Genomic DNA, 26,915 nt, shown 5'->3' on the forward strand with positions numbered 1-26,915 from the left:
ACCAGACTATGCAACAAATGTGGACAGAGATTGATGCTTACATCGATTCACATTTAATTCCAGAAGACCCCATTCTGCTACAGACATTAAAAAATACTGAAGATAAAGGTTTTCCAGATCACCTCGCAGTCGCACCCAATCAGGGCATGCTGCTGCAAATGCTGATTCAGATGAACAAGTGCAAACGTGTACTGGAACTGGGTACCTTTGCTGCCTACAGTACAATGTGGTTGGCTCGTGCGCTACCAGAAGATGGCTACATTCTGACCATTGAGGGTCGTGATACTCATGCAGCTTTGGGTCAGGAAAATATTGATCATGCCAAACTTCCGCAGACCATTGAGCTTAAGGTAGGGCGTGCAGCAGATGTATTAAAGGCATTGCCTGCAGATTTTGAACCATTTGACTTTGTGTTTATTGATGCCGACAAACAGAGTTATCCAGAGTATCTAGAACTCAGCTTAAACTTGTCCCATTCAGGGACTATTATTGTGCTGGATAACGTGATTCGTGCTGGCGAGATCATTAATCCTGCAAACCACAAACCTAGTATTGAAGGTATTCGCGATATGTTTGTCGCCTTGCAAGACCATCCTCGAATTTTGTCCTGTACTGCATTACAAACAGTTGGTAGCAAAGGACATGATGGCTTTGCACTTGCCATAGTGAAATAATATGACACAAAGGTTAAAAAACAATCTTTTTATTTTTTTTGTTTTTTATTAATAACTTAAAGATACTGTCCATATAGTTATCCACAACTTATGCGGATAACTATGGGCAATTATTAATCAAACCTGTTAGATATTGACTCAGTTATTTCACCACCAGTAAGGGTACGGTTGAGTTTCGGAATATACTTGTTGCCACACTTCCCAAAAAGAATTGGCGAATCTTGCTGTGACTAAATGCACCCAGCAATATCAGTTGTATGCCATGTTCACTTTGGTATTCCAGTATATTTTCCGAAACATCGCCATAACGGTATTCAGTCACCACATCCATCCCGGCATCACGTAAATACTGCGAAGGTTCATTCAGTATTTCCGGATGATCACCTACATATAACAGATGGCACTGTAAGAGTCTTAATAAATCACTTTGTGCGACACGTTTCATCAGATTAACGCAGGTTGGTGAATATTCATAGGCAAAAATGAATCGTGTGGGTGGTTTAAACTGTTCCCCGACGGTCATTACGGTACATTTTGCACCACGAATAAAATTTTCTACATTACTGCCTATTGGTTTGTTTCGTTCCGCAGAACGCTCTCCGACCCGGCCAATAATGGCGATGTCATCTTCTTTAAGCACATGAAAACTTTGTTCCAGGAAATCGCCTTTTTCTTGCAGATGCGAGGCGCTAATCTCATACTTCTGCTGAATCATGTCAGAAATATGGGTTAAAAGATTATTGCTGTAATCCAGTGCCAGTTCACTTTGTTTTTGTTCAAGTTCTGCCAGTTCTTTCAGTAACATTGCATTACTTTCAAACCCGATCACCCCACTAATTTCCCCCAAATGATAACTAGCCGGGTAATAATCTAAAACCTGTAATAGTACCAATTCACGTTGTGTCTGCTTTGCAACCCATGCCGCAGCTTCAGCCACTGCATTTACACATGGAGAAGAATCAATACAAGCGATTACACGTTTCATTTTCGCCTCGCTTTTCGCCCATACAGGCTTTAAGTCTAATTGTTATTTTAACTTAGCATAACTCTTCACCGCTGTGCAGGCTTTTATGTAATTAAACTTACTCCCTGATTCATCTTCATTTTCTTGGATTTTTTAATCCCGATGACGAATAAACCTGGCCGGATTACCCGCAACAATAGTTGCCTTTTCAACATCCTTTGTGACCATACTGTTCATGCCGACAATGGCATGAGCATCAATCTTTATACCATCTTTAACACCCACATGCGCGCCTAGCCATACATCCTGACCAATCTCGATGCCCTGAGAACGTACCGCTTGCTGGTAAATGGGCTGTGCAAGTTCAATCCCGTGGTCAAAAGCATATAAATGGCAATATGCAGCTATACGGACCTGATCATGTAGCTTGATCCCCATGCGCCCACCATCGAGAATACAGTGATGGTTAATGGCCACTTCATTGCCAATTTCTAAAGGACCATGCAAGGTACAGTCTGCGGCAATAAAAGTATTGTCACCAATCGTGATTTTCCGGCCCGGCTCGGCAAAAATATGGGCCAGCGGTGAAATAAAACAGTTTTCACCAATTTCGACAGTTTCCATTTCCATCAAATAAGCCTGATATTCTTTTTGCCACTGTTCTGCCCAGCCGCGATTTTTCGGTTTTAATGACCAGTACAGCCACGGCATGTAATTTAAACGGTGCTTATGTTGTTCACGATATTTTAATAGCGGATCCTGTTCAGTCATGGTTCGGCTCTTCTACAATTTTCAGTTGTTCACGTCCGCGAGTCACATCCTGAATTTTCAGTGCCAAAGGCTGAATTTGATGAACTTGTAACAAGGCTTCGACCTGTACGCCTGTGGCAGTATATTGTTCTTGAAATTCGATGTTTTGGTGGTTCAACTCATACTGAAAAATAGCCCATTCATTAAAATGGGAGGCAAAGCTGACTTTCTTTTTTTCAATCAGTTCAATTTTTTCCGCCAGTACCAGGCACTGCCCTGCACAACCACCATAGGCCCGAACTAGCCCTCCCGTTCCGAGTTTAATACCGCCAAACCAGCGATTGACCAGAACGATGATATTGGTTAATTCATTGCCTTCAATGGTTGCCAAAATCGGGCGTCCAGCAGTACCTGATGGTTCACCATCATCATTAAAACGAACATTATGGCCAATTTTCCATGCCCAGCACTGATGTGTGGTGGTGATATCTTTATGGAACTCTAAAAAGTTTTTGACATCCTGTTCATTTTCGACTGGTGCAGCAATCGCCTGAAAGCGACTTTTTTTAATGTCTTCTTCGAAAGTAACGGATGAGGCAATCGTAAATGGCATAAATCTGGAATAAATAACAATACAGCAGCAGTATAGCCTGTTTTGAACCGCTTGCAGATACAAAAAAACCTCCTATAAAAGAAGGTTTCTTAATAATTAAAAATATTTAAACTTAAATGATACTGTAATTTATAAGATTAAATCATTCTGATTAAACTTTAATTAAACAGTAAAATCTTCACCCAAATAGACTTTGCGCACAGTGTCATTTTCAAGCACTTCTTGCGGTGTACCCTCTGCAATTACCGCACCTTCACTGACAATATAGGCATGCTCACAAATCGCCAATGTATCCCGTACGTTATGATCGGTAATCAGTACACCAATTCCGCGGTCTTTAAGTTCACGGATAATATCCTTGATGTCCGCTACAGAAATAGGATCGACCCCCGCGAAAGGTTCATCAAGCAGCATGAACTTGGGATCGGCCGCCAAAGCACGGGCAATTTCAGCACGACGGCGCTCACCACCAGACACACTCATCCCCAGTGAATCCTTAATATGCGTGATTTTAAAATCTGCCAATAGTTCATTTAAACGCTGTTGACGCTGTTGCTTGTTCAGATCTTTACGGGTTTCAAGAATCGCCATAATGTTTTCAGAAATCGTCAGTTTTCTAAAAATTGAGGCTTCTTGCGGCAAATAACCAATGCCTTTACGGGCACGTTCATGCATGGCCAAGTCTGACAAATCAAGATCATCCAAATGAATCTCGCCTTTGTCCATCCGAACTAAACCCACCACCATATAGAAACTTGTGGTTTTACCCGCACCGTTTGGACCAAGTAAGCCTACAATCTGTCCACTCTGCATCTGAAAAGAGACATCTTTCACAACCCATCTTTTACTATAGTTTTTTGCCAGATGTTTAATACACAATGTTTGGGGCTGATTTAGCGGTTGATCCATTAATCACGTGCTCCTGGGAACGTTTTTGAGCTAGATGGTGGAATAATAATTTGTACGCGACCTGAAGATGAGCCAGTATTGTTCGGTGTACCTGTCGCTTCAACATCACCTTTATTCATGCTGTATTTCAAAGTATTACCGCGAATACTTGCCCCATCCTGCTGTAAAAATGCATTGCCGGACAAGGTGATAATGCCAGTTTGGGCATTATAAAGAATCTTTTGTGCCTGACCTTTCGCCAAGCCTTTATTGACATCAATTTGTTGTTGGAAACGTGCCGGACCGCCTGTCGCCGTAATGCTACTGATCTGTTTTTGACTGTTCAGATTGGCAACAATAGAGTTGGCTTGCAATCTCATGGTGCCCTGTTCGATGATGACATTCCCGCTATAGGTCGTCACCCCGGATTTTTCATTATAGGTGGCACGGTCAGCAACCAGTGAAATAGGCTGATTTCGGTCAGATGGAATGGCCAATGCCGCTGCCGACGAGAATACAACCAAACCGGCTAAAGCTGCCTGTTTAAGCAAAGTTTTAGACAATGTAAGCTTAAGATTGTGGTTCATATTTTCCTCGAATATTAAAAAATTCGTATTGACCGTCATTTAAATTGGCTTTCAGACCTTGGCTTACAAATTCAGCTTGCGGAGATTGCACAATGACCTGTTTATCTGTCTCAATTTCCCGGGTTTCAGGATATCCGGTTAATTCCTGGGTCTGAAACTGCATTTTGCCCTGTGGCATCAACTTGGTCGCCACGACATTTCCTGACAGAATCACCCGTTGATTGTCATCATAACTGTTCGCCACTTTGGCATAAAAAGTGGCATCAACTGCGCCATTTTTATACAGCGAGGCATTCAGGTTCTCGAGTTTGGCCGTTTCTTTTTGCATGTCCTGTTCCATACGGTCGACCTGAGCACGGGCATACAAATTACCGTTGTCATCGGTTTGAGTCAGGTTAATTTTTTCAGCGGAATAGGTCATGCTTCTGGCTGAATCAACCTCGAGCTTGTTGCCCTTACCACTGTAATAGTAGTAACCACCACTTATAGCTGCAATTGCTATAGCAGTCAGGTATAAAACTTTTGTATCCATAAGTGTGGCACTTAACTCAAATTCAATGAATTGTTTAACAATTAATGTGGGGCAGCGGTATAGGTTTCAAGCAGCTGTTCATAAGCCCCTTTGGCCGTCAGAATCATGTCGCAGATTTCACGCACTGCACCACGACCACCCATGGCCTGAGTAACAAGGTCAGCACGGCGTCGAACTTCGACATGACCATTGGGAACAGTCACTTTCATACCGGCAATGGCAAATGCCGAAAGATCAGGCCAGTCATCGCCCATATATAAACAGTCTTCTGGAGCAACATTCAATTGGGCACAGGCTTCGCGTAATGCAGTGCCTTTGTCTTCACGGCCCTGGAAAACCAGGTCTACACCCAAGTCAGACATGCGCTTTTCTACAATATTGCTTTTACGTCCAGTAATAATAATGACTTTTACACCGGCTTTCTGTACGAGTTTCATACCTAAACCATCACGGATATCAAAGGACTTGATTTCATCCCCGGTATTGGTCAGGGTGACAAAACCATCACTCAGAATTCCATCGACATCAAGAACCAAAGCTTCAACATGGCGCGCCTGTTCCAATAAAATATAAGATGCCATTTATTAATTTACCCCGGCTTGAATCAGGTCATGCATGCTAATCACGCCAATAACCTTGTTTGCACTATCTACTACAACAAATTGATTAATTTTCTTTTCGTTCATGCGCTCTAGGGCTTCAACGGCACGTGCCTCTTGCGAAATGGTCAATGGATTTTTAGTCATGACCTCAGAAACCGGCAAGTTCACATCAAAGCCTTGTTGTTTATCAATTAAACGACGTAAATCGCCATCAGTAAAAATACCCAATAGAACGTCATTTTGATCGACAATTGTGGTTAAACCTAGGCGTTTGTTTGAAATTTCGTATAAAACCTGATTCATTGGTGTATCTGGAGAGACTTTTGGCAATTCTGTACCTGTGTGCATGAGGTGTTCGACATGTAACAACAAGCGTTTACCTAATGCACCGGCTGGATGAGACAGCGCAAAATCATCAGCAGTAAAACCACGTGCATCCAGCAAGGCAACCGCCAAGGCATCGCCTAAAGCCAGAGTTGCCGTGGTGCTTGAGGTCGGTGCCAGACCCAGTGGACAGGCTTCCTGAATATTTCCCAAGGTTAAAGCGACATCGGCATTTTGCGGCATAGGGCCTTTGTTGTCGCCACTAATGGTAATTAGAGGAATTTCCAGACGCTTGATTAATGGCATGAGCATCATGATTTCATCACTCTTGCCCGAGTTAGAAATGGCAATCAGCACATCGCCAGGAACCAGCATGCCCAAATCGCCATGTCCCGCTTCACCTGGGTGCATAAAGAATGACGGCGTACCTGTAGAAGCAAAGGTTGCTGCCATTTTACGGCCGATATGCCCTGACTTCCCCATACCGGTAATGACTAAACGCCCTCGACACTTCAAGATGATTTCACAGGCACGACTAAAACGATCGTCAATTTGTGTTGCCAATATTTCCAGTGCTCGTTCTTCTATACGCAAAGTTTCTAATGCAACTTTTTGAAAGTCTATTTGATTTGGCATATTTGGTGGGTTCAAAATAGGTTTACCTTTACTCTATACAGAGTTGATTCAATCAAGCAAAAAATAATTTTCGCAATTTTATCATATCTATGCAAATGTCACGTTTCTAAATTACAAGATTTCAATAATTGTGCAGAAATTATGGTGAGTAAAACTCAGGTTTATCGCGAACGTCATCCTTACTCTCTTCAGGTCATGTGTCATGAATCATTCTGCATTTATGTAAAGCTGAGTGTATATTATGAAACTTGGTTTATTATTTAATTCTCATATGAAAAATACGCTTTCTGATCACAAGCAAATTGGTGTGGTTGCCACTTTTCCTGAACTGGTCAATTCCAAGTTTCAAGGAAATATGAATGCCATGTGCTGGTATAGAAATCTGGCTGGTGATTTTAAAGAGATTGTGACTAAACTTGAATTAAAAGAGAATATTACAGAAATTTCTGTGGAAGATCTTTTAGCGCTGCAACTTTCAGAACAAGGTCATCTGGCTCGGGAAATGATCTTAAAAGATATCCAGCTATTAACCGATTTCGGAGCATCCCCATCTCTTAATTTACTTAAAAGTTATGAACGGGATGAAGAGCTGGATTTCATTGCAACAGATGTGTATTCCTATCACGTTGACCGCTCACCTATAGAAACCGATACTTTCTTATGTACTTATTCTGGTTGTGCCAGTGATATTTTGCCAAATGATCAGGTTGAGCAAAAGATTTTGATTCCCGAATTAAGAGCAAAGCTGAAAGACTTACATGATGGTCCAGAAACTGAGTTCGAAAATTTCCTGGAAGAATATTTCTTTGATTTGCATTATGCCCCCAAAGCGGATGCAACACCGATCAATTTAGGCCAGGGACATCTTTGGCGTTTGGCTGTCGATCATCCAACGCAGCCCGTTTTGCCTTGCGTGCATAGAGCGCCTGCTGAAGCGGGTGAATACAGACTTCTCTTGATCTGTTAAATATTGATGAGATATAGGGCTCACTTGATCTATAAGATTTAGATGTTACATCTGTCTGTTTATTCAATGCTCTGCTCTTGAATGCTCTAGAGGAACGGGACAGATTGGTCCGTATGAACTCACATTCCCGCTATACAACTATTTTGATTGCTGAATTGTTATTTTTCAGGTATCGCTGATTATTTTCATGAGCAGTGTGCTTTCTTAAGCCATAAGTAATGACATTAAATTTTCATATCGAGTTTTATATTCCCTAAAAAACTTCTGCATTTTTTCGTTTTAACTTTATGAAAAAAAATGCTTAGGTTAAGATGAGCCATCTTTTGTAAAAGCATCTTAGAAGACCTATGCAGCCATTTGTTCTATATAACTCAGAGCAACGTAAAAAAGTAGAATTCGTACCTCGTAAAGAAGGTCATATCGACATGTATGTCTGCGGTATGACCGTATATGACTACTGTCATATTGGGCATGCTCGAGTGATGGTTGCATTTGACTACATTATCCGTTTCCTGCGCAGTCAGGGCTGGAATGTAAAATACGTACGTAACATTACCGATATTGACGACAAAATTATTAAACGTGCCAATGAAAATGGGGAAAGCATTACAGCTTTAACGGATCGTTTCATTCAAGCAATGAATGAAGATGCTGAAAACTTGGGCTGTCTGCATCCAGATGAAGCCCCTCGTGCGACTGATTACATCGACCAGATGCAAAGCATGATTGGTAACCTAGTCAATAAAGGCACTGCTTATCCATCATCAAATGGTGATGTGTATTTTGAAGTGGAAAAATTTGCCAAATATGGCCGTCTTTCAGGCCGTAAACTGGAAGATATGCAGGCCGGTGCATCTGAACGCGTTGATGTTGAAGTAGAGAAAAAACATCCATTTGACTTTGTGCTGTGGAAACATGCCAAAGAAAATGAACCGTCTTGGGCTTCACCTTGGGGCAATGGCCGTCCGGGCTGGCATATCGAATGTTCGGCAATGTCAACTTGCTGCCTAGGCAATCATTTTGACATTCACGGTGGCGGTTCAGACTTAATGTTCCCGCACCATGAAAATGAAATTGCCCAATCAGAAGCATCTACGGATGAACAGTATGTGAATTACTGGATGCATGTCGGTTTCATTAATGTTGATGGCGAAAAAATGTCTAAGTCTTTAGGCAACTTCTTTACCATTCGTGATGTGATGGAAAAATTCCACCCTGAAGTGATCCGTTACTTTATTGTGTCTTCACACTACCGCAGCCCAGTGAACTTCTCGGATGTGGCATTAAAAGAAGCCAAAACAGCCCTTTCCCGTTTCTATCATTCATTTAAGGCTTATCAGCAGGTCTACGGTGAAAAAACCGTAGAAACTCTGGATGATGCATTGGTTGAACGTTTTAATACTGCTATGCGTGATGACTTCAATACAGCAGAAGCCATTGCTGTACTGTTTGAAATCAACAAAGAATTCAACCGTGCAGTGAAAGACGAAAACCAGGAGCAGGCAGCGGTTTATTATTCAACTTTACGTCACCTTACCAATATTCTAGGTCTGGTTCAGTACAATGTTGATGACTTCTTGAAGTCTGATATTGGTCAGGAAGCATTAGGTTTATCTGAAGAACAGATTGAAGATTTGATTCAGCAACGTAAAGATGCGAAAAAGGCCAAAGAATTTGCCAAGGCCGATGAAATTCGCCAGTCTTTACTGGATCAAGGTGTGGTTCTGGAAGATACACGTCAAGGCACTATTTGGCGTCGTGCTGATTAATTAATCATTTGGAAGCATAAAGAGTTGACAGTTAAAAGAAACTCTCTATAATTCACTTCCATATTGCGGGAATAGCTCAGTTGGTAGAGCATAACCTTGCCAAGGTTGGGGTCGGGAGTTCGAGTCTCCTTTCCCGCTCCAGAATATGAAAAGCCCAGATCAATTGATCTGGGCTTTTTTATTTATTAATCTCATTAAGTTTTAAGCTGAATATACGCCAAACCCATAATGATAGTTCCACTTAAACTTTTTAGTAAAATACACAAGATCGTTTGCCCTCGCATAGATGGTTTAGAAAATTAATTAAAATAATTTACAGGCTCAATAATAAATCATAAAAGATACATTTTTATCCTTTTTCCTTTCCACATTCCGGCTATGTTAAGCTTTGAACAAATAATAAATATTGAAACAAGAGGACAGCATCATGGAGTATTACCAGCACATTCTAGTTTCTGTCGATGACTCGCCCATTGCCGTAGCCGCAGCTGATCAGGCCATGGTGTTAGCCAAAGCTTTTGGCAGTAAAGTGACCATTGTGAGCGTAGTGATTATTGATCCTTTAACCAGTGTCAGTTTTTATAAAAATGTTCCCGGCGTCACTGATTATTTTATGGAAGCTCAAGCTCATGCTAAAAATATATTGGCCGAGCTAGGTGCCAGATTTTCCGAAGCAGGTATTCCAGCAGAAACCAAGCTTTTAGCCAAACAATCCCCTAGTGAGGCCATTGCTGAACTTGCCGATGAACTAAAGGCCGATTTGATTGTGGTTGGATCGCATGGCCGAACCGGTTTGAAAAAAACCTTCATTGGCAGTATTGCCCAAGATATTCTGACCGCCAGTCATGTTCCTGTGCTTGTGGTTAAACATACCCAATAACCCTTTTACTCTGCTTTTTTATGCCATTAACCTATCACTTCTGAGTTAATGGCTTCACGCAATTGGGCTTAAAAACTGTCTTTTAAGGATTTGTGTTCTGCTCAGCTGACCTTATTGCTGCACTCATTTTAAAACACTTAGATTAGCATTTAAAAACATAGACATGAGCCAAGCAATCATCTCGCAGATTCTATAAAAAACATCAAACTACGACCATAAACCTATACGCATAAACGTGATTAAGACATAAACTTTGTTCACAATTTTTTATAGACATTCAAAGAGCAAAACATGTCACAACAAGATTTTGAAAATGGTTTAAAAGTTCGCACCGAAGTCATGGGCGAAGCTTTCGTAAAACGTGCACAGGACAATACGGTACCCTTTACCCAGCCTTTACAGGACTGGATTAATGAACATGCCTGGGGTTCAACCTGGCAACGCGAAGGCGTTCTTCCACGTAAATATCGTTCACTGATCACCATTGCTTTTTTAACCGCACAAAAAAGCCCCACAGAACTTAAGGGACATGTTCGTGGTGCACTCAATAACGGTGCAACAGTAGAAGAAATTCAGGAAGTGTTATTACACAGTTTGCCCTACTGTGGCGCTCCTGCCACCCAGGAAGCCTTTCGTGCTGCACTTGAAGTCATCAATGAATATCAAAAAACTGAATAATATAATTTGATATTTATAGAAATGGTTTAAGCAGTTTAGCATTTAAATTGCTTAGGCTATTTTTATTGTTGACGATCTGATTCAACCGCAATCCATTGAATTGCGCTGTAATTGACCTTGACTTAACTGCAAAGTTTCCGCTTCCAGATATTCCAGTTCTTCGGGATGATGTGTGACATAAATCACTGGCAAATCCAGCTCCTCTTTTATCCGTTTAAAAAACGGTAAAATTTGCTGTTTTAAGCTACGGTCCAGTCCCGTTAAGGGTTCATCCAGAAGCAATAAATGGGGGGAAGATAGCAGTGCCCGCCCAATCGAGACCCGCTGTGCTTCCCCACCAGAAAGCTGATGGGCCTTACGTTGTATCAAGGTGGTCAAATCCAGCAATTCGACAATGTCATCAAACTGGAACTTTCGTTCTGACTTATCTACTAATTTCTCTGCATAGCGTAGATTCTGCTGCACATTCATATGTGGAAACAGCAAGGCATGCTGGAAAATTAAAGCGATTTTGCGCTGATACATCGGGATATGAATATTCTGCCGGGTATCTATTAACAGCTGTTCATTCAACTGGATATAGCCTTGTTGTGGCTTGAGCAAACCCACAATATTTTTTAGCAAGGTACTCTTGCCACTCCCTGATGCTCCGACAATGCCTAACAGTTGCTGCTGCATCTCCAGTTCAACGTTCAGGCTGAAATCACCCTGCTGATAGAGAAAATCACATTTCAACATATCAGGCTCCCAATTTCCGTTGATATTTTTGCAAAATAAAATAGTTCGCAATCAGGGCTGAAAATGCCAGAAATAAAGATAAGACCACCAGCCGCATGGCAAATTCTTCGCCATTGGGTTGTTGCAGCAAGGAATAAATCGCGATTGGAATGGTGCGGGTCTCATCTGGAATATTGCCGACAAAGGTAATGGTGGCACCAAACTCTCCCAGACTTCGGCTAAAACACAGAATGCTCCCGATCAGCATGCCCGGCAGTGCCAAAGGCAGGCTAATACTGCAAAACACCCTGAACGGGCTTGCTCCCAACGAGCCGGCCACCTGTTCTAATTGCCGGTTAATCAATTGAAAAGACAGGCGAATCGGCTGCACCATCAAGGGAAATGCCACAATCATTGATGCCAGTACCGCCCCTTTCCAGTTAAAGGCCAGTTCAATCCCGAGCGCATTCAGATATTGTCCAATCCAGCCTTTATTGCCAAACAGCAGCAACAGTAAATAGCCCAAGACCACAGGCGGCAGCACCATCGGTAATTGCAAACATGCTTCAAGCAAAAATTTCAGCCTGAATTCATGGCGTGCCAATGTCCAGGCCAAAGCCACTGCAAACGGTAAACAGATGACCGTTGCCCAGAAGGCGACTTTTGCGGAAAGATATAAGGCACTCAGTTCTTCGGGACTGAACATTGCGTGGCGATCTCCCTATGGTTGATTTATAGATTAATTCATGCGAAATCCATATTTTTGAAAGATGCTTTTTGCCTGTGAACTGCTTTTCACAAATTTTTCGAACTGCATTGCCTCTGCATTTTTCTCGCCCTGCTTGGTCAAGGCAATCGGATAAATAATGGGATGATGCGAATCTGCGGGAAAAGTTCCGATTATTTTCACTTTCTGGCTAATAAATGCATCCGTTTTATAAACAATGCCTACCTCACACTCACCCCGCTCTACAAAAGCCAAGGCTGAACGAACATCATCCGTTCCTACAATGCGGCTTTTGAGCTGAGCCAGCCAATTCAGCTTGATCAAACTCTGTTTGGCATATTTACCCGCAGGTACTGACTCCATTTGTCCTGTACATAAATGCCCTTTAAAGGCTTGGGCAAAATTAAAATTGGGCTGTGGCTTAAATGCAATATTTAAATTTTTCGGGCTAATGACCACCAGCTGATTGAACAATACGGGCTTGGCCCTATTGTGATGAATGAATTGCTTTTTAATCAGATAATTCATCCAGTCCAGATCTGCAGAGAAAAAGAGGTCACTGCTGGCACCAGCTTCAATCTGTTTGGCAAGTGCTGAGGATGCACCAAATACTGCTACAACATCCGTTTTCGGATGCTGCTTTGCATACAATTTTTTAATGTCGTTAAGGGCATTACTCAGACTGGCTGCTGCGTAGATTTTTACCGTGCCTGCATAGGTAGAGGAAAATGTAACTGACAAACACGCTGCTAAAAACAGGGATTTTTTCATCGATATTTTCCTTCTCAGTGAATAAACAGACCTTGCACGATTTGCCCTTTAGATAATGCAGCTCCCGCAGGAATCCTGACCAGACAATTGGCCTGCATTAAATTGCTCAGCATATGTGACTGCTGTTTGGACAAGCTCCGGACTTTGAGCAGTCCCTGATCAAAACTGGCCGACATTCTTAAAAAACGTTCTCGGCTATCCATTTTTAGCTCATGGGTCAACACGACGCTAAACCAGTCCGGTTGCTGTTTCTGTCCTTGCAAAGCCCTTAACAGGGTTGAAGTATAAATTTGCATGCCTACATAAACTGCTGCCGGATTGCCCGGCAGTCCAAGCAGATAACAACGTGTGCGATCAGGGCGTGTTAATTCTGCAAAGAACATCGGCTTGCCCGGCTTTTGTTTCACTTTCCAGAACAGCTGTTCAAAACCCAAATCGAGGGCTACCGGTCGAATAAAATCATAATCTCCAACGGATACACCACCGGTGGTTAAAATCACATCATGGCTTTCCGATAATTCCTGGATTAAGGCTTTCACGGCATCTTCTGTATCAGCCACATGGAAAATTTCAACCTGCTGTCCTGCATTTTGAAACCAGGCCTGAATCAGGGGAGCATTGGCATCAAAAATTTTTCCTGCTGCAAAATCCTCGATGCTGCTCGCGACTTCATCTCCCGTAATGACCACTGCAACTTGGGGATAGCGAAAAACTTCAACCTTTTGAATGCCTGCCATACTTAAGGAGGCAATTGCACCTACTGAAAGGAACTGTCCTTTGTGGGCCAATAATTGTCCAACCGAAATTTCTTCACCCACATTGCGAATATCGGCATGAGCATGCAGGTTTTCGACTATTGCGATTTTGCCTGAATCGATGAGCTTGACGATTTCCTGACGTGCCACCGTGGTGGTTCCATAGGGAATTTTGGCGCCAGTAAAAATCCGTACGGCTTGCCCTGCCTTAAGTTGTAATTCGGACGAATGTCCGGCTTGAATTTCACCGATCAGTTTAAATTCGCTATGCGGCTCAATGGCAGATTGGGCGCAAATTGCATAGCCATCTACAGCGCTTTGCGAAAATAAGGGCAGATTAATGGCAGAATAAACCTCTTGCGCCAAATAGCGGTTTAAAGCCCCATTTAACTCCAGACTTTCCGTGGCCAGTCCCTGAGTATGCTGCAAAATTAAATCCAGGGCCTGATCTACCGTAATCAGGCCATGCTCTGCTCCACATCCAGACATGATGCTATTCATTGGTACCCCCCTGGATGGGGAATATTTTTCTGGACATCAAATAAATGTACCAATGCCGGCAAGACTGCAATCAACGATTCTTTCGCCCCCTGACGGCTACCCGGTAAAGTCATTACCAGACTGTTATCAATATAACCGGCTACACCGCGACTTAAAGCCGCATAAGGCGTACGCTTTTGGCCAAAACTGCGCGAGGCTTCCATCAGTCCGGGAATTTCACGTTTTAATAAAGGCTGCAGGGTTTCCACGGTTAAATCTTTTGGTCCCAGACCCGTTCCCCCAACGGTTAAAATTAGCGGATAGTCATTTTTTTGCTGTTCAATCAAGGCCAGTAACTGTTCCGGACTGTCAGGAATGACATGGTAAGCAATATCGCTAAAATTGGCTTCCTGCAAAATTTCCCGCACATTCTGTCCTGCCGTATCCGGTTTCTTTCCTGCAGCAACGGTATCGGACAACACAATGATAGACGCAGGCAGCGCTTCTTTTAATACACGGGTAAAATGGGATTTGCCGCCTTTTTTCTTTTGTAACTTGACCTGATCCAGGCATAAATCTTCCGGTTCACAATGCGGTTTCAACATGTCATACAGCGTTAAACCGGCCAGACTGACTGCGGTTAAGGCTTCCATTTCCACCCCGGTCGGACCGATGGTTTCTACGGTTGCAATAATCTCGACATGGGCATCGAACAGTTCATATTCCACATCGGCACGGTAAATCGGCAGCGGATGACACAGTGGAATCAGCTCATCGGTGCGTTTCGCAGCTAAAATGCCTGCTATCCGTGCTGTCTTCAAGGCATCGCCTTTTTCAGTATTGCCTTGACGTAATAATTCAATGCAATGTGGCGGTGCATGCAAAATCCCTGTGGCTACTGCAGTCCGGTAACTTTCTGCTTTCATCCCGACATTTTTCATTGCATATTTCCTGAATTCATTTTTACTTTAAATATTGCTGTTGACTGACATCTACCCGGGTTCACTCAGTAGATGAAACTGTTTTTAATGATGGCAATGGGCATGATCACCGTGTGCAGGTTGTTTATCTGCATATTGTTTATCTGCATGATGATGGACATGCACCTGCTCCGCTGTATCTTTACGGATACAGCAGCCTTCTACATATTGACTGCTGCCATCCAGATAAAATTCCTCTTTCCATACCGGAACTTCATGTTTGACCCGTTCCACCGCTTCTTCACAGGCAGCAAAGGCTTCGCGGCGATGGGCCGCATAGGCCATGGCAATAATGGCTTTTTCACCAATAGCCAAAGCCCCAATCCGGTGAATCACCCGAACATAGGACACCGCATATTTGGCCTGAATCTCCTGTTCGATCTGACGGATCATTTTTTCCGCCACGGGTGCATAGGCGGTATATTTCAGCGCTTTAACCGCTTTACCTTCATGATGATTACGCACGGTTCCGATGAATACGCCAATTCCCCCACACTCGGGAAAATGTTCGATCGGGTCAAAACTGTCCAAGCTTAAGGCAGTATCCTGAATTCTGCAAAATGTTTTCAATAACGTCATTTCAGCCTCCTGCCACTGGCGATAACAGCACTAGCCTGCTGTCGATGCTTAATTGCGTCTGGCGTGAAATAATGTCTTCACCGATGGCACAGGCACAGCGTTCAATCATGGCAAACGCTGCCGGATAATCTTGCCCTACTTGAGCCAGTACCTGAGCAACCGTGCTGTATGGGCTACACATCATTTCCAGATTTTCCGGTAACTGGCGTTCTACCGCACCAAAGGCCTCAATTTTAATTTTGATCTGTGGCATCTTAACCTCCTATCATGTGCATGCTGATTTTTCGGCTGCTTTTATTCATGCGCTGATTTTCCAAACGTTGTGCTATGGCGTGATAACCTGATTCTTTGTTCCAGATATATTTTGATAACACGGCATGCAAACTCAGCACACTCAAAGGCTCAGAACAACCCAGGGCTTTAATTTCAGTTTTTAGATTCAGGCCTTGAGGAGCAAACAGGCAATTATAAAATTCACCCTGTGCGGTTAAGCGGACACGATCGCAAGTTCCACAAAATGAATTGGTGATGGTGGATATGATTCCAAGCGGATGGCCATCCATAAAATACTGTCGTGCCGGCTCTGAACTGGAGCGTGATAAATCACCTGGCTGTTGAATTACAGTAAATTCAGTACTCAGGCTATCTAAAATCTGCTGTTCGCTGACCACATGTTCTGATGACCATTTACGGTCACCATCCAGGGGCATAAATTCGATAAAACGCAGCATAATTTTTTGCTGAACCGACCAGCGTGCCAAAGGCAGAATTTGATTGTCATTGATCCCGTTCATCAATACACAATTGATCTTGATTGGCAGACCTACCGCTTGTGCTGCATGAATTCCTTCCAGTACGGGAGATAACTCTTTTTGTGTCAGCTGTTTAAATTGATGTGCATCCAGACTGTCTAAACTGATATTTAAATCATCCAGTCCGGCCTGTTTTAAAGCCTGTGCATATTGTCCAAGATAATGCGCATTGGTAGTCATGGAAATGCGTTTTAAACCCAGCTTTTTTAGCTGTTGTAGTTGTGCAATAAAATGCACCACGCCTTGACGCATTAAAGGTTCGCCACCGGTAATGCGAATAGATTCGATGCCACGACGCACCATAAAATCACAAAAATGATAAAGCTGTTCAAAACTGAGCAAATCGTGTTTTTTCATCCATTCAGGGTGTTCCGGCATGCAATAGATACACTTGAAATTACAGCGATCGGTCACTGAAATTCGTAATTTGCGCTTGCTGCGACCAAACTGATCGACAAAACGCGCTTCGGTTTCAAGTTCTGTCATCATATTCATGTTGAACATCCATCTTCGAGCAACTTCCTGTTACCGCACAGCAATTGTGCGCAAGATTTAAAGTGCCCAATCTTGTTATTGTTAGAATTGCAATAAGTGTTCCAAGTTTGTGCCAAAGGCAAAAGATTCAGTTTTAATGCAGAAATTTAAGTTGTTGATGCTGCTGTAGCTCATCCAGTGAATTAATGCTGTGAAAAAACAGGGCACGATTTTTAAAACTTGCCACTTGAGCGTGCAAGTCGGCAAAACAGTGTTTTAGACTGCGCTGTTTTTGTTCGAGATGACTGATGAAGGTAGGTAGACTACTGCGTTTAAGCAGACAAAATGGATAGAGTGCCTTGCCGTTGATTTCCACATAAGCCACCTCTGCCAGACTGTTTTTGGCCAAAGCTTGATGCAACTTGAGTAGAACTCGTGAAGGGATATAGGTCACATCACAAGGGACAAATAGCACATAGTCGGCCTGTACATGTGCCCAGGCACTTTTCATGCCCATCAGTGGACCTAAAAAGCCGCTCTCATCATCCTGATAGCAATCAATACTGGGAATGATTTTCTGGTAAATCGAATCATCCCGGTGACTGTTAATCCAGACATGTGCCACATCGGATTTTAGCTGTTGATGGATTTTGATCAGTTGAATCTGGTCATCAAATTTCTGCAACAGCTTATTGATGCCATTCATGCGCCGTGCCTGCCCCCCGGCTAAAATCACCAGATCGGTGCTCGGATAAACAGCATTTTTTAAGGTTTTTCTCATTCTACCGCCTCCATTTGACAGGCTTTAATCAGACCACGAATTTCAGGCAGACATGAACCACAGTTACCGCCCGCTTTTAAACAGGCAGTGACCTGTTTTTCATTGGTTATATTTTTTTCTTTAATGGTTTCAATAATGCGGTTTTTACCCACCTTAAAACAGCTACATACCAATGGACCTTCATTATTTGCCATCGACATCGGTTGTCCGGCAAGTAATGCCTTGCGGTGCATGGCACTTAAACGTTCACGTTTAAACAGGCTGGCGACCCAGTCACGATCAGGCAATAAAGCCTTGGGAGCAATATATAGGCTAGCAATCAAATGCCCATCTTTCAGCACCACACTGTGACTGATATGGGCAGTCTGATCTTCAATATTCAGCCATTCAAAACTTTCATCCTGAAATGGTAATAGCTCTTTTAACTGCTCTGTGGTCTGGGTAAATTTTTTACGGTCGGCCAGTTCATAACGCACAGCCTTGGCGGTGATGATTTTGGTCCACCACACCATATTCTGAATGGATGATTGCACAATCTTTTCAAAGCCCTGACGTACATAGAGGACGCCTTGCCACTGATTGTAAAATGGCTGGATGATGACTGGGGTATGCTTAAATTCAGGCTCACCGGAAATGGCATCCACCACCGGATTGACTACTTTGCCAATCCGTGCATCGGACGCGACCTGGTCATTCCAGTGAATCGGTGCAAAAACCTGTCCACGACGGATGTTGTCACTGACTGTGGCGCGTAATATACAACTCCCCCATTTCGATTTGACTTCCACCAGCTCGCCATCTTTGGCCCCGTATTTCAAGGCATCATGTGGATGGATTTCACAAAATGGCTCTGCGCGATGACTACTTAAATTGGCAGATAAACTGGTACGGCTCATGGTGTGCCACTGGTCACGAATCCGCCCGGTATTCAGCACCAAAGGAAATTCGCTACACACCTGATTGACGGGATTAACTGCGCTAATGGCAATAAATTGGGCTTTGCCATCCGCATGACTAAACTGACCTTTGGAATAAAGTCGCGCTACACAACCATCTGCCTGATGTTTAGTCCAGACCGGCCATTGCACCGGTTTTAGGTCATCATATTGATTAAAGGTTAAATCTGTTAAGCCGTTTAAATTAAAATAGCGGAAATATGGCGTTATATCGCACTGGCTTAAATCTGCATTTTGATGTGCCGATAAACGGGCATGTTCCAGAAAAATGTCATGGCTATTGTTAAAATCAAAACCGCTAAAGCCCATGCGTTTTGCGACCTGACTGATCGCCCACCAGTCGGCTTTAGCCTGTTCTGGCTCTTCTAAAAATGCACGCTGTCTGGAAATACGGCGTTCAGAATTGGTGACTGTACCATCTTTTTCACCCCAGCCTAAAGCCGGTAACAGCACGTCGGCATATTGTGTAGTGTCGGTGTCTTGGCAAATGTCGGACACCACCACAAATTCACACTTGTCTAAGGCACGTTTGACCTGATCGGCATCGGGTAAGCTCACCACCGGATTGGTGGCCATAATCCAGATGGCTTTAATTTTGCCACTTTCTACCGCATGGAATAGATCAACCGCCTTAAACCCAGCCTGCTTGGCGATATAGGGACTTTGCCAGAAGTTTTGCACCAGCTGTTGATGGTTTTCATTTTCCAGCTCTAAATGTGCTGCCAGCATATTGGCCAATCCACCGACTTCACGACCGCCCATCGCATTCGGCTGACCAGTCATGGAAAATGGCGCTGCACCGAGCTTGCCAATTTTTCCGGTGAATAAATGGCAGTTGATTATGCTATTGGCTTTATTTACCCCTTGTGAAGACTGATTCACCCCCATGGAAAACAGAGTCATTACTTTTTCAGTTTGGGCAAATTTCTGATAAAAAACTTGCAGTTTTTCCAGTGAAATACCGGTACGTACCACGACATCTTCAATGGACGATTCAGTTTGGCTGTGGATCAAAGCTTGCTCTAAGCCGTGGGTATGTGCAGCAATAAAATCTGGGGCAGCATGACCATTTTGCGATAGATATTGCAATAAGCCGTTAAATAACTTGACATCCTGCCCCGGTAAAATCGGCAAATGTAAGTCTGCTGCTTCACAGGTGCTGGTAAAGCGCGGATCAATCACCACCACAAACAGATCACGTTGCTCTTTGGCTTGCATGATGCGTTGATACAATACCGGATGACACCATGCGGTATTGGAACCCACCAGCACCACCATGTCGGTATGTTCAAAATCTTCATAGCTTGCCGGTACAATATCTTCACCGAAAGCACGTTTATGTGCCGCAACTGCGGAAGACATGCAGAGTCGTGAATTGGTATCGATATTGGCTGTACCGAGGTAACCTTTAACGAACTTATTCACTACGTAATAGTCTTCCGTCAGCAATTGCCCGGACACATAAAAGGCAATACTGTCACGACCATATTGATCAATGCATTGCTGAAACTTATTGGCAATTAAATCCGTTGCAGTATTCCAATCGGTCTTTTCACGCTGATTTTTTCTGCCCAGCATAGGATAAAGAACGCGTGTTTCAAGCCCCAGGGTATCGGCCAGATTACTGCCTTTAATGCACAGTTTCCCGTAGTTGGATGGATGATTAACATCCCCTGCAACCGACACTTTTTGCCCTAAAGCAGTGTCCTGCACAGTCGCAGTGACACCACAACCTACCCCACAATAGGGACAGGTGGTATTGGTGATTTTGGTATTTATTTCTGTGGAGCTATGCAGTTCCATAACGGGAATACTATTCATGGATGCTCCTTTCTATCGAATAAATTCACTTGAATAATTTCTTCTATTTTCCAAGCTATCTAAATCTTTAGAGTTCACGTAAGCATGTATTCTGTCGAGGTGGCATGGATGCCACCGTTTCCCATCATTACAGGACGTAATGTATGGGAAACAAAGATTTTTGTTACTTTTGATCTTTCAAAAGTAAGATCATGCCTACGCAATTACTCTTTACTTATTAGTGCAAAGTGTGGCTGTGCAAATATTTAAAATTGAACAAATACCACTTATGTGATTAGCCTGCTTTCTTTAATGCAAAATCTTTACCAAAAAGCAATTTATTACGAATATTACTGATTGGCGTTTGATCAGAAATCAGTTCTGCATACCAGGTACCATCTTCAGTATCACCAAACAGCACTGCACCAATGACTTTATCTTTTTGAATAATAATGCGTTTATAAATCTGACGTTTTTCATCATTCAAGATAATGTCTTCGTAATCGTCCTGTGGTTCACCATTTTCTAAATCAATTCGACCCGCTGAAAATACATCACAGCCACTGACCTTGAGCTGCGTTGGAACTGTCGGTGCTTTAAAAGTTAAGCTGCCGTGTTCGGCCAGATGTGAGGCACAAATAAAGGCTTGACCCCAAAGTGGTTCAACCAGACCGAAGGTTTGATTACGGTGCTCAATACATTCACCCACCGCATAAATACTCGGATCAAAGGTTTGCATGGTGTCATTCACCATCACACCACGGTTACAACGTAAGCCGGCACTTTGCGCCAATGCCATATTCGGACGGATGCCCACAGCAAAAACCACCAGATCAGCATCCAGCACCGTTCCATCTTTCAGCTTGATTTGGGTGACATGACCCTCTTCGCCAATCAGTTGTTCGGTATTGGCTTGAGTCATGATGTTGATGCCCTTGGCTTCAATACTTTGTTTTAACAGGCTGCTTGCACGACTATCCAATTGACGTTCCATAATCCGGTCCATCAAATGCAAAACTGTCACATTCATGCCGCGTTGTTTCAGACCATAAGCCGCTTCAAGCCCAAGCAGACCGCCACCAATCACCACGGCATTCTGTTTAGATTTGCAGTAATCCAGCATGGTATTGACATCATAGATATCGCGGAAACTGATCACGCCCTTTAAGTCCGAACCTGGAATAGGCGGGACAAAGGGTTTGGAACCTGTTGCCAGAATTAGACGATCATAATCCACCACCAAGCCTTTTTCGGTATAGACCTGCTTACGTGGACGGTCAATTTTCACCGCAGCATCACCGGCAATAAAGCGAATGTTTTTATCGCTATACCAGGCATGTGGATGCAGCATGATGTCATCAATGGTTTTATCGCCAGATAACACCGGTGAAAGCATGATGCGGTTATAGTTGCCCCACGGCTCTTCGCCAATGACCGTCACTTCATAACGTTCAGGTGCCATATCCAGTAAGTCTTCCAGACAGCGCATACCCGCCAGACCATTACCTACCAACACCAGTTTCATCTTTTCTTGGGAAGTGCCGTTATTGGTGATATAGGTTTTTTGCGGTGTAGGACTGATCCAGACCTTGCCATTTTCAATCTTGCTTGGGAAAACCAGTAACTTTTGATCTTTATCTTCCAGACAACGTCCGGTGGCCAGACTGAAATGCTGCTTGTAGATGGGAGATGCCACTACACGCTCACCCTGCAAATCGCCAATGATGCCGCGCGACATGACAAAAGCCTGACTAAACGGATCTTGATTGCTCAAGGCATAGACGCGTTTTTCATTACCGACACGGAAAATGGCAATTTGCTGATTTTCAATTAATGCACCTACACCGGTATTCGGGGTAATGTCATCCAGTGCACAAATTTCCAGCCATTCCAGCTCATTGGTTTTATTCATTTCTTTTAAAATTGTCATCATCTTTCTCCTTTATTCTTTTAAGCTTCAACAACAGGAATACGCATCACATCACGTTCAGCCTCGGTTTTTGGACGGATTTGCCCGCGCACCTCGGCGAATTGAATGTGTGGATCATTTTGTTGTTCAACTTTTGCATTGATAAAGGTTACGAAGCGTTTACGGACTTCCGGATCTTCCACCGCGGTACGCCATTCATCTTGATAGGTGCCGACCACATGGTTCATACGGCGTTCCAGTTCAGCAGCCAGACCCAGTGAGTCATTTACCACCACATCTTTTAAATAATCTAGACCGCCTTCCAGGTTGTCACGCCATACCGAAGTACGTTGCAAACGGTCTGCAGTTTGGATATAGAACATAAAGAAGCGGTCGATATAACGGATTAGAGTTTGCGTATCCAGATCCGATGCCAGCAATTCCGCGTGGCGTGGTTTCATGCCGCCATTACCGCAGACATACAGGTTCCAGCCTTTTTCTGTAGCAATCACCCCAACATCTTTACTTTGTGCTTCGGCACATTCACGGGTACAGCCCGACACCGCCATTTTCAGTTTGTGTGGTGAACGCAGACCTTTGTAACGGTTTTCCAGGAAGATGGCCAAACCGACTGAGTCATCCACCCCATAACGGCACCAGGTACTGCCGACGCAAGATTTCACGGTACGCAATGATTTACCGTAAGCATGTCCTGACTCAAAACCGGCATTGATCAGTTTCTCCCAGATTTCAGGCAGCTGATGCACTTGTGCACCAAACATGTCGACCCGTTGTCCACCGGTGAGTTTAGTATATAAACCGTATTCTTTGGCAATTTGACCGATTGCAATCAGGCCCTCTGGAGTGACTTCACCTCCAGCCATTCGCGGTACAACCGAGTAAGAGCCATCTTTTTGAACATTACCCAGATAATAGTCATTACTGTCTTGCAACCCTGCATGGCTTGGCTTCAATACAAAGTCATTCCAGCAGGAGGCTAAAATATTGGCTGCAGTCGGTTTACAGATATCACAACCTAGACCGTGACCATGTTGTCCGATCAAATCATCAAAGGTTTTGATTTCATTGACCCGCACCAGGTGATACAGCTCCTGGCGTGAATAGGCAAAGTGTTCGCAAAGGTGATTGTTTACAGTCACCCCTTGACGTTGCAATTCAGATTTCAATACTTGAGTGACTAAAGGTGCACATCCGCCACAAGCCGTTGCCGCTTTAGTACATTTTTTCAAGGCACCCAGCGAGGTTGAACCATCAGCGATAGCACTGCAAATATCGGCTTTAGAGACGTTATTACATGAACAGATGGTGGCACTATCTGGAAGCAGATCCACACCGCTACCACCCGCTTTGGCCGTAGATTGCGCATAGCCTGGCATGATCAGGCTTTCCGGATTTTCTGGAATTTCCAATCCATTCAGCATCATTTGCAGCAGGTCGTTATATTCTTTGGCACAGCCCACCAGAACAGCACCGAGTAGCTTGGTTTTTTCCGCATTCACCACGATTTTTTTATAAATCATGGCATCTTCATCTGCATAGAAATAACTTAAGGCATTTGGCGTCATGGCATGCGCATCACCCACCGATGCCACATCTACCCCCATCAGTTTGAGCTTGGTGCTCATGTCTGCGCCGGTAAATGAATTGCAAGCCTGATCCATGACATGTTTGGCTGCAATACGTGCCATGTCATAGCCCGGAGCCACCAGACCATAAATTTTGTTTTGCCACAGTGCACATTCACCAATCGCGTAAATGTCAGCATCAGAAGTCTGGCAATAATCATTGATGACAATACCGCCACGCTCACCCAGCGCCAAGCCGCTTTGACGCGCCAATTCATCACGTGGGCGAATCCCCGCAGAGAATAAAACGATATCGGTTTCAAGTTCAGAACCATCGCCAAACTTCATCACATGCGTGGTATTTTCACCGGCTTCGATGCATTGTGTAGCTTTTTGGGTATGAACTTTCACACCCAGATTTTCGATTTTTGCACGTAAAACCTTACCGCCTAAATCATCAATTTGTACCGCCATTAAACGGGGTGCAAATTCGACCACATGGGTTTCAAGATCCAGATCACGCAAGGCTTTCGCAGCTTCCAAACCGAGTAAACCACCACCAATCACCACGCCGGTTTTGGCATTTAAACTCGTGGCACGAATGGCATCTAGGTCTTCAATAGTACGGTAAACAAAGCAGTTTTCACGCTCATTCCCTGGAATAGGAGGAACAAAAGCATATGAACCAGTTGCCAGCACCAGTTTGTCATATGCAATGACTTCGCCATGATTGGTGGTAACGGTTTTATTCAGAGTATCTATTGCAATAGCTTTGGTGCTTAAACGCAGATCAATACCATAGGCATCGGCAAAATCCGCACGACATAAAGTTAAGTCTTTGGCTGATTTACCAGTGAAATATTCGGTTAAATGCACACGGTCATAAGCTAAACGTGGTTCTTCTGCCAGAATCGTGATTTCAACCTCGTCACCTGCATGTTCAAGAACCGATTCAATGAACTTGTGCCCTACCATACCGTGACCAATCATGACTAATTTCATATCAATTCTCCTTAATCCCTTTGCTTAACCTTGCGCCATGTTGTTGCGTTCAAGCACTGCATCTTCAAACAGTTTTTGTTCTTTCTGTTTATGCTCAACCGAGAAGCGAATCATCAGTACAAAGCTTGCTGCAATCACCACCAGTCCACCTAGAGCCATCAGGCAGGTTTGAATATCCAGCATGCCTTTCAGTAAGAAACCTGCTGCCACTGCACCGACGTTACCGCCTGCGCCAATGATGCCAGCAACACCACCCAAAGCATCACGGTCAATGAAAGGCACCAAGGCATAGGTGGCACCACAGGCCATGTGGGTAAACAGTGCAAAAACTGTCATGACCAGAATTGCGAGAACTGCGGTATTCATTTGAGAGAACAAGATCAGGAACAGGCCTTCCATCAAGATCATGCCGAACAGCACTTTGGTACGACCATCCAGGCCTTTTTTAATTGCGACTTTGTCCGAGACAATGCCACCTAAAGCACGGGCAAACAGCGCCAGTAAACCGAAGATCCCTGCTGCCAGTCCTGCTTCTTTGAGGCCAAAGCTAAAGTGTTCAACGTAGTACATCGCCACAATGTTATGAATGAAGATTTCAATACCGAAACACGCAGCATAAGCACCAAATAAAATCCAGACCCGGTAGTTACGTGCAGCGTGCATCAGAATCGCCATGCCGCCTTTTTTATCGCTACCAACTTGAATGCCTTGTGCACGAAGTTCTTTAAAGTTGCCTTGTGGACAGTCCTGGGTGAATTTCCAGTACATTGCACCGACAATCAGCATCATCAAACCTGGAACAATGAGCGCAATTCTCCAGCCCATCGCCTGTTCAACACCAAACATCACCAAGGCAGCAAGCATTAACGGCATCAAGGCTTGAGTTGCACCACCACCCGCATTCCCCCAACCTGCTGATGCAGCATTGGCAGTCCCGACCACATTCGGAGCGAACATAATACTGGTGTGATATTGCGTGATCACGAAGCTGGCACCAATGGCACCAATCAATAAGCGGAAGAAAAGGAAAGATTCATAGCTGTTGGCAGAGGCCACACCAAAGACAGGAATACTGCCGATAATCAGTAATGCGGTATAGGTTTTGCGTGGGCCATACTTATCACATAAAGGCCCGACAATCAGACGAACTAAAATAGTAATTGCGACTGCGGCAATATTAATATTGGCAATTTGATCTTTAGTAAGATGAAATTCACCGGCAATGACAGGCATGAGTGGGGCACAGGCAAACCAGGCAAAGAAACAGACAAAAAATGCGAGCCAACTCATATGGAAGGCCCGCATTGCTGCGCTACTGAAATTGAAAAGACTTATTTTTGTTGCTTTTTTAGCATTTAAATTTGAAGACATAGCCCTCTCCTTCCTGAACTGAACGTATTGTTTTATCTGTCATGCAGATAGCTGCACAGCAGATTCGATCAGAACGGACGTCTTTGGCCGTCTTACAATTTTTGGAGTCGTCTTTGACTCACAAGAGATATAGCAATGCGCGTGCCAATAACTCAGAGAAAACTATAAGTTTATATTTTTTATCATTTTTAATTTTTATTTATAATTTTTCAATGCCAGTAATGGTCTGCTTCTCTATTTTTAACTATGACCTCCTGACTCAGCTCAACAATGATTATGCTTCCTTGTAGCGCATTTTTGCATTAAGACAGTGCGCAATTTGCTCACCGTTCCTTGGTTCAGTGAACTTTT

Annotated in this window: 26 protein-coding genes and 1 tRNA gene; 6 read left to right on the top strand and 21 right to left on the bottom strand. The window is 43.6% G+C overall.

Annotated elements, in window-relative coordinates; genetic code table 11:
• The first annotated feature begins 8 nt into the window (after nt 1-8).
• Nucleotides 9-674 carry an O-methyltransferase gene (locus FTT87_RS00295; protein ID WP_180043665.1) on the top strand — a complete coding sequence of 222 codons (666 nt, stop codon included), beginning with the start codon at nt 9-11 and terminating at the stop codon, nt 672-674.
• Between the two features lie 142 nt (nt 675-816).
• On the opposite strand, the gene FTT87_RS00300 is transcribed toward FTT87_RS00295, so the two are convergent.
• The 8 genes from FTT87_RS00300 to FTT87_RS00335 all read right to left on the bottom strand — a co-directional run bounded on the left by FTT87_RS00300 (nt 817) and on the right by FTT87_RS00335 (nt 6,570).
• Nucleotides 817-1,659, bottom strand: coding sequence for a universal stress protein (locus FTT87_RS00300; protein WP_180043659.1), 843 nt, complete (start codon nt 1,657-1,659; stop codon nt 817-819).
• A 132-nt stretch (nt 1,660-1,791) separates the two neighbouring features.
• Nucleotides 1,792-2,409, bottom strand: coding sequence for an acyltransferase (locus tag FTT87_RS00305; RefSeq protein ID WP_180043661.1), 618 nt, complete (start codon nt 2,407-2,409; stop codon nt 1,792-1,794).
• Nucleotides 2,402-3,001: a YigZ family protein gene (locus FTT87_RS00310; RefSeq protein ID WP_180043663.1), complete on the bottom strand. Its 600-nt coding sequence runs from the start codon at nt 2,999-3,001 to the stop codon at nt 2,402-2,404. The genes FTT87_RS00305 and FTT87_RS00310 overlap by 8 nt, the downstream gene beginning before the upstream one ends.
• A gap of 162 nt (nt 3,002-3,163) precedes the next feature.
• Complete coding sequence (lptB, locus tag FTT87_RS00315) at nt 3,164-3,910, bottom strand: LPS export ABC transporter ATP-binding protein (RefSeq protein ID WP_166168127.1); 747 nt, start codon at nt 3,908-3,910, stop codon at nt 3,164-3,166.
• Nucleotides 3,910-4,476, bottom strand: coding sequence for a lipopolysaccharide transport periplasmic protein LptA (gene lptA, locus FTT87_RS00320; RefSeq protein ID WP_180043089.1), 567 nt, complete (start codon nt 4,474-4,476; stop codon nt 3,910-3,912). The genes lptB and lptA overlap by 1 nt, the downstream gene beginning before the upstream one ends.
• Complete coding sequence (gene lptC, locus FTT87_RS00325; protein WP_180043090.1) at nt 4,460-5,008, bottom strand: LPS export ABC transporter periplasmic protein LptC; 549 nt, start codon at nt 5,006-5,008, stop codon at nt 4,460-4,462. Before lptC ends, lptA begins: the two co-directional genes overlap by 17 nt.
• 41 nt (nt 5,009-5,049) lie before the next feature.
• Nucleotides 5,050-5,589 (bottom strand): HAD family hydrolase, encoded by a 540-nt coding sequence (locus FTT87_RS00330; protein WP_092819354.1) that lies wholly within the window; start codon nt 5,587-5,589, stop codon nt 5,050-5,052.
• Between the two features lie 3 nt (nt 5,590-5,592).
• Entirely contained in the window at nt 5,593-6,570 is a 978-nt protein-coding gene (locus FTT87_RS00335; RefSeq protein WP_180043091.1) for a KpsF/GutQ family sugar-phosphate isomerase, read from the bottom strand.
• A 271-nt stretch (nt 6,571-6,841) separates the two neighbouring features.
• Between FTT87_RS00335 and FTT87_RS00340 the strand changes: the two genes are divergently transcribed.
• The 5 genes from FTT87_RS00340 to FTT87_RS00360 all read left to right on the top strand — a co-directional run bounded on the left by FTT87_RS00340 (nt 6,842) and on the right by FTT87_RS00360 (nt 10,864).
• Entirely contained in the window at nt 6,842-7,537 is a 696-nt protein-coding gene (locus tag FTT87_RS00340; RefSeq protein ID WP_180043119.1) for a DUF1826 domain-containing protein, read from the top strand.
• Between the two features lie 347 nt (nt 7,538-7,884).
• The gene (cysS, locus tag FTT87_RS00345) at nt 7,885-9,306 is read left to right on the top strand and encodes a cysteine--tRNA ligase (RefSeq protein ID WP_180043092.1); all 1,422 of its coding nucleotides are present in this window, start codon (nt 7,885-7,887) and stop codon (nt 9,304-9,306) included.
• A 65-nt stretch (nt 9,307-9,371) separates the two neighbouring features.
• Nucleotides 9,372-9,447 (top strand) — tRNA-Gly (locus FTT87_RS00350).
• 286 nt (nt 9,448-9,733) lie between these two features.
• Entirely contained in the window at nt 9,734-10,186 is a 453-nt protein-coding gene (locus FTT87_RS00355) for a universal stress protein (RefSeq protein ID WP_131274254.1), read from the top strand.
• A gap of 291 nt (nt 10,187-10,477) precedes the next feature.
• A complete protein-coding gene (locus tag FTT87_RS00360; RefSeq protein ID WP_092819349.1) occupies nt 10,478-10,864 on the top strand; it encodes a carboxymuconolactone decarboxylase family protein in 387 nt (128 codons plus the stop codon).
• 81 nt (nt 10,865-10,945) lie between these two features.
• On the opposite strand, the gene FTT87_RS00365 is transcribed toward FTT87_RS00360, so the two are convergent.
• The 13 genes from FTT87_RS00365 to FTT87_RS00425 all read right to left on the bottom strand — a co-directional run bounded on the left by FTT87_RS00365 (nt 10,946) and on the right by FTT87_RS00425 (nt 26,564).
• Nucleotides 10,946-11,602 (bottom strand): ATP-binding cassette domain-containing protein, encoded by a 657-nt coding sequence (locus FTT87_RS00365; protein WP_180043093.1) that lies wholly within the window; start codon nt 11,600-11,602, stop codon nt 10,946-10,948.
• Nucleotide 11,603: 1 nt separating this feature from the next.
• Entirely contained in the window at nt 11,604-12,287 is a 684-nt protein-coding gene (gene modB, locus FTT87_RS00370) for a molybdate ABC transporter permease subunit (protein ID WP_180043094.1), read from the bottom strand.
• A gap of 33 nt (nt 12,288-12,320) precedes the next feature.
• The gene (gene modA / locus FTT87_RS00375) at nt 12,321-13,079 is read right to left on the bottom strand and encodes a molybdate ABC transporter substrate-binding protein (RefSeq protein ID WP_180043095.1); all 759 of its coding nucleotides are present in this window, start codon (nt 13,077-13,079) and stop codon (nt 12,321-12,323) included.
• Nucleotides 13,080-13,093: 14 nt separating this feature from the next.
• Nucleotides 13,094-14,335 carry a molybdopterin molybdotransferase MoeA gene (locus tag FTT87_RS00380; protein ID WP_180043096.1) on the bottom strand — a complete coding sequence of 414 codons (1,242 nt, stop codon included), beginning with the start codon at nt 14,333-14,335 and terminating at the stop codon, nt 13,094-13,096.
• A complete protein-coding gene (gene moaCB / locus FTT87_RS00385; RefSeq protein WP_131274259.1) occupies nt 14,332-15,255 on the bottom strand; it encodes a bifunctional molybdenum cofactor biosynthesis protein MoaC/MoaB in 924 nt (307 codons plus the stop codon). The genes FTT87_RS00380 and moaCB overlap by 4 nt, the downstream gene beginning before the upstream one ends.
• An 84-nt stretch (nt 15,256-15,339) precedes the next feature.
• Nucleotides 15,340-15,873: a molybdenum cofactor biosynthesis protein MoaE gene (locus FTT87_RS00390; protein ID WP_180043097.1), complete on the bottom strand. Its 534-nt coding sequence runs from the start codon at nt 15,871-15,873 to the stop codon at nt 15,340-15,342.
• A 1-nt stretch (nt 15,874) separates the two neighbouring features.
• Complete coding sequence (locus FTT87_RS00395; RefSeq protein WP_131274261.1) at nt 15,875-16,126, bottom strand: MoaD/ThiS family protein; 252 nt, start codon at nt 16,124-16,126, stop codon at nt 15,875-15,877.
• Between the two features lies 1 nt (nt 16,127).
• On the bottom strand, nt 16,128-17,180 hold the full coding sequence (gene moaA, locus FTT87_RS00400; RefSeq protein WP_180043098.1) for a GTP 3',8-cyclase MoaA: 1,053 nt from the start codon (nt 17,178-17,180) through the stop codon (nt 16,128-16,130).
• A 133-nt stretch (nt 17,181-17,313) separates the two neighbouring features.
• A complete protein-coding gene (locus tag FTT87_RS00405) occupies nt 17,314-17,940 on the bottom strand; it encodes a molybdenum cofactor guanylyltransferase (protein WP_180043099.1) in 627 nt (208 codons plus the stop codon).
• Entirely contained in the window at nt 17,937-20,717 is a 2,781-nt protein-coding gene (locus tag FTT87_RS00410; protein WP_180080929.1) for a nitrate reductase, read from the bottom strand. The genes FTT87_RS00405 and FTT87_RS00410 overlap by 4 nt, the downstream gene beginning before the upstream one ends.
• A gap of 274 nt (nt 20,718-20,991) precedes the next feature.
• On the bottom strand, nt 20,992-22,626 hold the full coding sequence (gene nirD / locus FTT87_RS00415) for a nitrite reductase small subunit NirD (protein WP_180043120.1): 1,635 nt from the start codon (nt 22,624-22,626) through the stop codon (nt 20,992-20,994).
• Nucleotides 22,627-22,646: 20 nt separating this feature from the next.
• Nucleotides 22,647-25,193: a nitrite reductase large subunit NirB gene (gene nirB / locus FTT87_RS00420; RefSeq protein ID WP_218944719.1), complete on the bottom strand. Its 2,547-nt coding sequence runs from the start codon at nt 25,191-25,193 to the stop codon at nt 22,647-22,649.
• Between the two features lie 24 nt (nt 25,194-25,217).
• Nucleotides 25,218-26,564 (bottom strand): MFS transporter, encoded by a 1,347-nt coding sequence (locus FTT87_RS00425; RefSeq protein WP_180043101.1) that lies wholly within the window; start codon nt 26,562-26,564, stop codon nt 25,218-25,220.
• Nucleotides 26,565-26,915: the final 351 nt, after the last annotated feature.

It is taken from the genome of Acinetobacter sp. YH01022 (genome assembly GCF_013420235.1).
Lineage (GTDB): Bacteria > Pseudomonadota > Gammaproteobacteria > Pseudomonadales > Moraxellaceae > Acinetobacter.

Bases quoted from the DNA above. Each gene is read 5' to 3' on its own strand.
- FTT87_RS00310 (WP_180043663.1), bottom strand. From the start codon at position 3,001: ATGCCATTTACGATTGCCTCATCCGTTACTTTCGAAGAAGACATTAAA.
- FTT87_RS00295 (WP_180043665.1), top strand. From the start codon at position 9: ATGCAACAAATGTGGACAGAGATTGATGCTTACATCGATTCACATTTA.
- FTT87_RS00355 (WP_131274254.1), top strand. From the start codon at position 9,734: ATGGAGTATTACCAGCACATTCTAGTTTCTGTCGATGACTCGCCCATT.
- nirD (WP_180043120.1), bottom strand. From the start codon at position 22,626: ATGACAATTTTAAAAGAAATGAATAAAACCAATGAGCTGGAATGGCTG.
- FTT87_RS00300 (WP_180043659.1), bottom strand. From the start codon at position 1,659: ATGAAACGTGTAATCGCTTGTATTGATTCTTCTCCATGTGTAAATGCA.
- FTT87_RS00390 (WP_180043097.1), bottom strand. From the start codon at position 15,873: ATGACGTTATTGAAAACATTTTGCAGAATTCAGGATACTGCCTTAAGC.
- moaCB (WP_131274259.1), bottom strand. From the start codon at position 15,255: ATGAAAAATGTCGGGATGAAAGCAGAAAGTTACCGGACTGCAGTAGCC.
- FTT87_RS00395 (WP_131274261.1), bottom strand. From the start codon at position 16,126: ATGCCACAGATCAAAATTAAAATTGAGGCCTTTGGTGCGGTAGAACGC.
- FTT87_RS00340 (WP_180043119.1), top strand. From the start codon at position 6,842: ATGAAAAATACGCTTTCTGATCACAAGCAAATTGGTGTGGTTGCCACT.
- FTT87_RS00330 (WP_092819354.1), bottom strand. From the start codon at position 5,589: ATGGCATCTTATATTTTATTGGAACAGGCGCGCCATGTTGAAGCTTTG.
- FTT87_RS00410 (WP_180080929.1), bottom strand. From the start codon at position 20,717: ATGAATAGTATTCCCGTTATGGAACTGCATAGCTCCACAGAAATAAAT.
- FTT87_RS00305 (WP_180043661.1), bottom strand. From the start codon at position 2,409: ATGACTGAACAGGATCCGCTATTAAAATATCGTGAACAACATAAGCAC.
- lptB (WP_166168127.1), bottom strand. From the start codon at position 3,910: ATGGATCAACCGCTAAATCAGCCCCAAACATTGTGTATTAAACATCTG.
- FTT87_RS00335 (WP_180043091.1), bottom strand. From the start codon at position 6,570: ATGCCAAATCAAATAGACTTTCAAAAAGTTGCATTAGAAACTTTGCGT.
- FTT87_RS00405 (WP_180043099.1), bottom strand. From the start codon at position 17,940: ATGAGAAAAACCTTAAAAAATGCTGTTTATCCGAGCACCGATCTGGTG.
- modA (WP_180043095.1), bottom strand. From the start codon at position 13,079: ATGAAAAAATCCCTGTTTTTAGCAGCGTGTTTGTCAGTTACATTTTCC.
- modB (WP_180043094.1), bottom strand. From the start codon at position 12,287: ATGTTCAGTCCCGAAGAACTGAGTGCCTTATATCTTTCCGCAAAAGTC.
- lptC (WP_180043090.1), bottom strand. From the start codon at position 5,008: ATGGATACAAAAGTTTTATACCTGACTGCTATAGCAATTGCAGCTATA.
- cysS (WP_180043092.1), top strand. From the start codon at position 7,885: ATGCAGCCATTTGTTCTATATAACTCAGAGCAACGTAAAAAAGTAGAA.
- lptA (WP_180043089.1), bottom strand. From the start codon at position 4,476: ATGAACCACAATCTTAAGCTTACATTGTCTAAAACTTTGCTTAAACAG.
- nirB (WP_218944719.1), bottom strand. From the start codon at position 25,193: ATGAAATTAGTCATGATTGGTCACGGTATGGTAGGGCACAAGTTCATT.
- moaA (WP_180043098.1), bottom strand. From the start codon at position 17,180: ATGAATATGATGACAGAACTTGAAACCGAAGCGCGTTTTGTCGATCAG.
- FTT87_RS00425 (WP_180043101.1), bottom strand. From the start codon at position 26,564: ATGTCTTCAAATTTAAATGCTAAAAAAGCAACAAAAATAAGTCTTTTC.
- FTT87_RS00360 (WP_092819349.1), top strand. From the start codon at position 10,478: ATGTCACAACAAGATTTTGAAAATGGTTTAAAAGTTCGCACCGAAGTC.
- FTT87_RS00365 (WP_180043093.1), bottom strand. From the start codon at position 11,602: ATGTTGAAATGTGATTTTCTCTATCAGCAGGGTGATTTCAGCCTGAAC.
- FTT87_RS00380 (WP_180043096.1), bottom strand. From the start codon at position 14,335: ATGAATAGCATCATGTCTGGATGTGGAGCAGAGCATGGCCTGATTACG.